The following is a 5,645-nucleotide window of genomic DNA, read 5'->3' as shown; positions in this document are numbered from 1 at the left end:
ATCTCCTCGTCCGCTCCGAGTCCGGAGCCGAGGACTCGATCCTCCCCCTCGGCCGAGGGAAGTCCCGCTCGGCGCCAGGCATCGATCCCCTCGATCAAGACGAAGAGCGACTCCCGGGGCGCTCCGCGGGAGAGCAGGGCCCGAGCGAGATCGTCCGCCCGCTCGACTCGATCCGGATCGGCGTAGACGATGACTTTCGAGCCGGAGATCCATGAGGATAGCTCCGGGTAGATCTCGCGCCACTCCTCGACGGGGACATTCAAGGCCCCTTCGATCTGTCCCTCGGCATACTCGTCAGGGGCGCGGGCGTCGAGGAAGATCGCCCCCTCGGCGTAGAGCTTGCCGGCTTGCGCGGTCAGGATCGGCCGCGCGCCCGAGTCGGCTCGAAAGAAGGCGGCCGGGAGCGTTGTCGGGAATCTCTCGGCGCGGCCCGCGTTCCAGGCGACGGCGGCGGCGGCCGCGAGGACGGTGAGGGCGATCGTCTCGAGAATCGCTCGTCGCAAGGCTCACCCGCGGACGTGGCCTTGGACCTGGAGGAATATCTTGGGCTGTTTCGGATCGCTCGTCAGGACCGCGATCCGCTGCATGAACATCCCCGTCTCGGACCGCTCCTCCAGGGTGATCCGGAGATCGTACTTGTTGCTCCCCTTGGGGATGATCTCGCCGCTCAAGTACGGGACCCCCGTCTCGACGCCGAGCAGCTCGTAGGGCTTCGACCCGTCGCAGGTGATCTGGATCGTCGTCTGCGCCGGCTTTCCCCTGGGCGTGGGGTTGATCCGCAGCCTGCCATCCCCAGGGACCTCGAAATAGCTCACGATCGAGCCGATCACGGTGATCTTGGTTCGGGTCGATTTCGGTTTCGTCGTCGTCAACGTGAGGGTCTCGCGAAAGAGGCCCGGAGGCGCGTCGGGCTTGATCGAGAGGATGACCCAGATCACTTCCTCCTGCGCGGACGAATCCCTCTTGAGCGTCGCCGTCAGATACTCCTCGCCCCCGCGGATCCCCCCGATCTCGAGCCCCGCGTCCTTGTCGGCGGAGACCTTGACCTGCCGCGACGCGGTCCCGCCGAGGCGGACGGGATCGAATCGGACCGTCTCCTCGCTCAGCCGCAGGAGGACGTGGATGTCCGCGCGGACGGGGATCGTGACCGATGGCTCCGCCGGATCATTGCTCCGGATCGTGATCTTCTTCTCCTGGGGCCCGCTGTACTCCTTGGTGCTGAAGGTGACGGTGAACTTGACCTCCTGCCCGGGAGCCACGGTCGAATCGCTCGCGAGCCCGACGGCGCAGCCGCAGGAGGATTCGATCTTGAGAATCCTCAAGGGGGCATCCCCTTCGTTGCGGAGGTAGATGTGTTTGGTGAGCTGGTCCATCTGCTCGACCCTGCCGAAGTCGATCACCCGCTCCGAGAGCCGCAGGAGCGGCCCCTTTGCGGCGAGCGGTTCGCCGAACGAGACGGAGAGACCTAGAAGAACCACGGACACGACCACGAGACGACGCAAGCGACTGCCTCCCTTCTCTTCCGTGTATACACCTAGAGCCTAAGAAAGGTGCGTGGGCGGGGTCAACGGCGCTTCGCGGTTGCGGCGAGGTTGGCTCCGGGTTAGGATGCGGCGCATTCCTACACCGGCCGTCCAAGGGTCGAAGCGAGAAGCGGGAGGAGAATCGGGACGGAAGACCTTGTTCTCAAAGCGGGATCACCCCTTGAGGACGCTCCGTCCCGACGGCCCCCCCGCGGGCCTCAGCGCAGGCGCGTCAGCTTCCGCGTGACCGCGCGCTGCGGCGTCTCCAGACGGTAGAAGAAGACTCCGCTCCCGAGCGTCTCCCCTGCGTCGCCGCGCCCGTTCCAGATCGCGTCATGCTCGCCGGCGGAGACCTCGGCGTCGAGGATCGTCGCCACGAGCCGGCCGCCGACGTCATGGATCGTCAGCCGCGCGCGGCAGGGGCCGGACAGAGCGAAGGGGAGCGTCGTCCGATCCCCGAACGGGTTCGGGACGGCGAGCCCAAGCGAGGCCTTCGCGGACGGTCCCGCTTCCTCGACCCCAGCGCCGGGTTCGGGCCAGTTCTTGAAGGAGCCGGTCGCCACGAGGGCGTACGGTTGCCGCCCCCCCTGCGGCACGTTGGCCGCACGGACCGTGACCACCCAGGGGCCTCCTTCCGCAGCGTTGCGGCGGACGCATTCCTCCACATTCCGCGCGTCCGCGGCGCCGCCGGTCGCCGACTGGCCCCCGCTGTAGACGTTTCCCCTGTAGAGATTCCCGGAGGGGGACGCGACGGTGAGATCGAGGTTGTTCACGAGCGCCGGGTTCGCCCCCTGCGCGGCCGGGTAGTCCGTCCAGACGAGGGTGATCTCGAGCGGCTCAGAGGAGGCTTCGAGGTCGTAGGTGTAGGCGATCTCCTCGCCCGTGGCGAGCCCCGTCGTCTCGTCCTCGATCTGCACCTCGCGGGCGTCCCCCTCGAAGTAGAGGGCATCGTCGAGCAGGACGCGGCCCCATCCCTCGTTGTTGTTCGGCTGATCTGCGGCGCCCATCTCGCGGGCCCCATTGACGAGCATCGCCTTCACCAGGGCGGCCGAGGGGAGGATCGGGTCGTCGCCCGCGATACCACGGGGGTAGAAGCCCTGCTCGAAGTAGTCGCGGATGAGCAGCGCGCAGCCGGCGACCGCGGGGGTCGCCATCGAAGTCCCCTGGAAGGGGTTCCCCTGCGTCGCGCAGGTCGGGGATGGAGGATTGCCGGTGTGGTTGTTGGCCGAGACGATGTAGTTGGGCGACTCGCCCCCCGGGGCGGTGACGGTCGGCTTGTAGCGGCTGTCGTTCGCGGGGCCGCGGCTCGAGTAGCTCGCGATCGTCTCCTGGGAAGGGGATTGCTGCGTGGCCCCGACGCTCACGCAGTTCTTCGCCGTGGCGGGGGATCCCACGGTGCTCCCGCCGGGTCCCGAGTTGCCGTTGGCGAAGAGGATCAGGAAGTCCTTGTGGCCCCACATGAAGTTGTCGACATCGACGCTGTAGGAGTCGTAGGAGTTGCTCGTCGAGCCCCAGCTGTTTGTGTGGGTCCTGGCCCCCTTCGTGTAGGCGTCGCTCAGGGCGCTCGTCAGCGACGAGGGGACGCTCAGCAGGCCGAACAGGCAAGCGAGCCAGTTGTCGCTCCCCACGTCCTGGATCATGATCTTCGCTCCATAGGCCATGCCGTTGGAGCCTATGTTCCCGGGATTGATGAACGACTGGTCGCCGACGACGGTCCCGGCGACATGTGTCCCATGCCCCGTGTCGCATCCGTCGTAGGCGGAGCCGCCCCAGGTGCGATAGTCGATCACCTTGCGATGCGTCGGCCCGGGGGGCGCGTTGTTCAGGTCCCTGAACCAGCAGCTGTTGTAGTCGAGCCCCGTGTCCATCTCGCAGACGATCTCGCCCTCCCCGTAGATCCCTCGCTGCCAGATCGGGGTGGCGCCGCTCGCGTTCGACTGGACCACCCACCGCGTCGTGTTGTTGAGGACGAAGGTCTCCGGACGCTCCTCCACCCAGAGGACCGCCGGGAGGGACGCGAGGTCGACGATCCGCGCGGCCTCGATGCGGATCACGAATCCGGGCTGCCCGGGGTCGTCGATCCGCTCGATCACCTGTCCGAGCAGCGAGGCGGCCGCGGCCGCGTCTGCCGGGTCTTCCGCGACGCGGACGCGGATCGTCCTCAGGGGATCCTCCCTCCGGACCGGGTCCCGGTACTCGATGCGGCCGATCGAGGGGCTGATCCGGTAGGCGACATGGTAGGGGCTGATCGCCCTGACCTGGGGATGCTGGCGCACCCGTTCCCTCGTCGGGCCATCCATTCGGGCCAGAAAGGCGTTCTCCGGCACGTAGCCGCCGATCGTCGCGCCCAGTCCGCGGATCTCTTCCTTCCACGACTCCTCGATCGGCCCGGCGAACTGGAGCAGGTAGGTCGCCCTGGAATCGGTCTCGAGGGCGCGCAGCTCCGCGGGAAGCTCGGGGGCGGACGCAAGGGGATCGAAGCGGTAGCCGTTGATGTCGATCGTCGATGCCGGCGCCTCGGCCGGGACAAACCCGAGGATGATTGCAGGGAATACGACTCCGAAAACCGATGCATTCCGACGGGGACGGGACCAATCCATCGCTGACCTCCTCCACTTGTTCTCTGTCTGCGCACCGGTTGCTTGGGTGCGGAGATCGGTTGCAGCTCGAAGCGACCTAACTATACTATCGGAAAGCTGTTGCGTCAATGCGGGGGTTCATCGCGTGGGTCTGCCGTCGCCGCGATCCATCGCGTTCGGCGGCGCGCCCCCCGCGGGATCCGGGTTTGGAGGATCGGTGAGACTCGAAGAAGTCGCTTACATGGCCTGGGCGAAGACCCACCTCGAGGAGCCCGGCATCCGAAACCTCGGGAGCAGCGGGATCCGCGATCTCCTCACGATGGACGACCTCGGCGACCTCATGCGCGGGCTTTCAGTCTGGGGGCACAACGAGGATGGACTGCCGGAGCTGCGCGAGGCCATCGCCGCGCGATACGGAGTCGCGGCCTCCTCGGTACTCGCCGCGGAAGGGACGAGCCTCGCCAACTTCCTCGTGCTCGCCGCGTGGGTGCGCCCGGGCGACCCGGTCTTGCTCGAGGAGCCGTTCTACGAGCCTCTCGGCGCCGCGCTCGGCGCCGTCGGGGCCCGCGTCGAGCGTGTGCCGGTCGATGGTCCCGAAGGCCACACGAGGCTTCTCGATCGGCTCAAGAGCGGAGGGCGTGTCCGATGGCGCGCCGCTGTCGCGACCCATCCGCACAATCCCACCGGCGAACCGATCTGCGAGGATCTGCTCGATGCCCTCGCCGAGGCCTGCGCGTCCCAGGGCGGCCTCTTGATGGTCGATGAGGCCTACCGCGAGATCCTCTTCGAGGATCCTCCCGCCTGCGCCGCTCGCGGCCGCCCCGCCGTCGTCTCGACGGCGAGCCTCACGAAGGTCTACGGCCTGAGCCATCTCAGGATCGGGTGGGCCATCGGCCCTTCCGACCTGATCGCGCGCGCGATCCGGATCCACGACAATCTCGGGGTCGTCCATCCCTTCCTCACGGAGGCGATCGGGGCGAGGATCTTGAGGGACTCGAGGAGGATGGAGGACTGGCGCGCGCGCATCCGCAGTCGTGTGGAAGCCAACCGCTCCGCGCTGGGCTCGCTTCTCGAGGATCGGCCCGAGTTGCAGGGATGCCTGCCCCCGGGCGGCATCCTCGCCTTTCCGCGGTGGGGCGGGCATCCCCATCTTCCCGATGCCGACTCGCTCTGCGAGCGTCTGCGCAGAGAGGTCAAGGTCGTCCTCGTTCCGGGTCGCTTCTTCCAGAGGCCGGATCATGTCAGAATCGCCGTCGGAGGGCCCGAGGGCGAGGTCCGGGAGGCGCTGGCGGCACTCGGGCGCTTCCTCGCGGAGCAAGGCGGGAGCTTGCCGCCAGAGCGGAGGAGGGGGTGATCCGCGCGAGATGAGACCGGTCCGGCGAAACCGAGACATCTGGGGACGAGCCCCGGGTTTCTCCGCACTTCTCGTCTGCCTGGCGGCGATGCCGCTCTGCGCGGAGGTTCGAGGTGCGAAGGCCGCGGCCGCTGTCGAGGGCCGCGCCTTCCCCATCTTGGCAAGCGCATCCGCGGCCGACGCAGATGG

The 5,645-nt window shown here is 67.8% G+C and carries 4 protein-coding genes; 1 reads left to right on the top strand and 3 read right to left on the bottom strand.

Going from position 1 to position 5,645, the window contains the following annotated elements:
- From FJY88_11470 to FJY88_11460, 3 genes are all read right to left on the bottom strand, one after another.
- On the bottom strand, positions 1 to 503 hold a 503-nt coding region (locus tag FJY88_11470; GenBank protein ID MBM3287951.1), incomplete at its 3' end, for a rhodanese-like domain-containing protein.
- A gap of 3 nt (positions 504 to 506) precedes the next feature.
- Entirely contained in the window at positions 507 to 1,502 is a 996-nt protein-coding gene (locus tag FJY88_11465) for a DUF1573 domain-containing protein (GenBank protein ID MBM3287950.1), read from the bottom strand.
- 239 nt (positions 1,503 to 1,741) lie between these two features.
- Complete coding sequence (locus FJY88_11460; protein ID MBM3287949.1) at positions 1,742 to 4,123, bottom strand: hypothetical protein; 2,382 nt, start codon at positions 4,121 to 4,123, stop codon at positions 1,742 to 1,744.
- Here FJY88_11460 and FJY88_11455 point away from each other — a divergent pair.
- Positions 4,017 to 5,456, top strand: coding sequence for a pyridoxal phosphate-dependent aminotransferase (locus tag FJY88_11455; GenBank protein MBM3287948.1), 1,440 nt, complete (start codon positions 4,017 to 4,019; stop codon positions 5,454 to 5,456). The two genes, FJY88_11460 and FJY88_11455, sit on opposite strands and share 107 nt — an antisense overlap.
- The last annotated feature ends 189 nt before the right edge of the window (positions 5,457 to 5,645 follow it).

It is taken from the genome of Candidatus Eisenbacteria bacterium (assembly GCA_016867495.1).
Lineage (GTDB): Bacteria > Eisenbacteria > RBG-16-71-46 > CAIMUX01 > VGJL01 > VGJL01.
This window is presented reverse-complemented; position numbering and strand designations above follow the sequence as displayed.

Bases quoted from the DNA above. Each gene is read 5' to 3' on its own strand.
- FJY88_11455 (MBM3287948.1), top strand. From the start codon at position 4,017: ATGTCGATCGTCGATGCCGGCGCCTCGGCCGGGACAAACCCGAGGATG.
- FJY88_11460 (MBM3287949.1), bottom strand. From the start codon at position 4,123: ATGGATTGGTCCCGTCCCCGTCGGAATGCATCGGTTTTCGGAGTCGTA.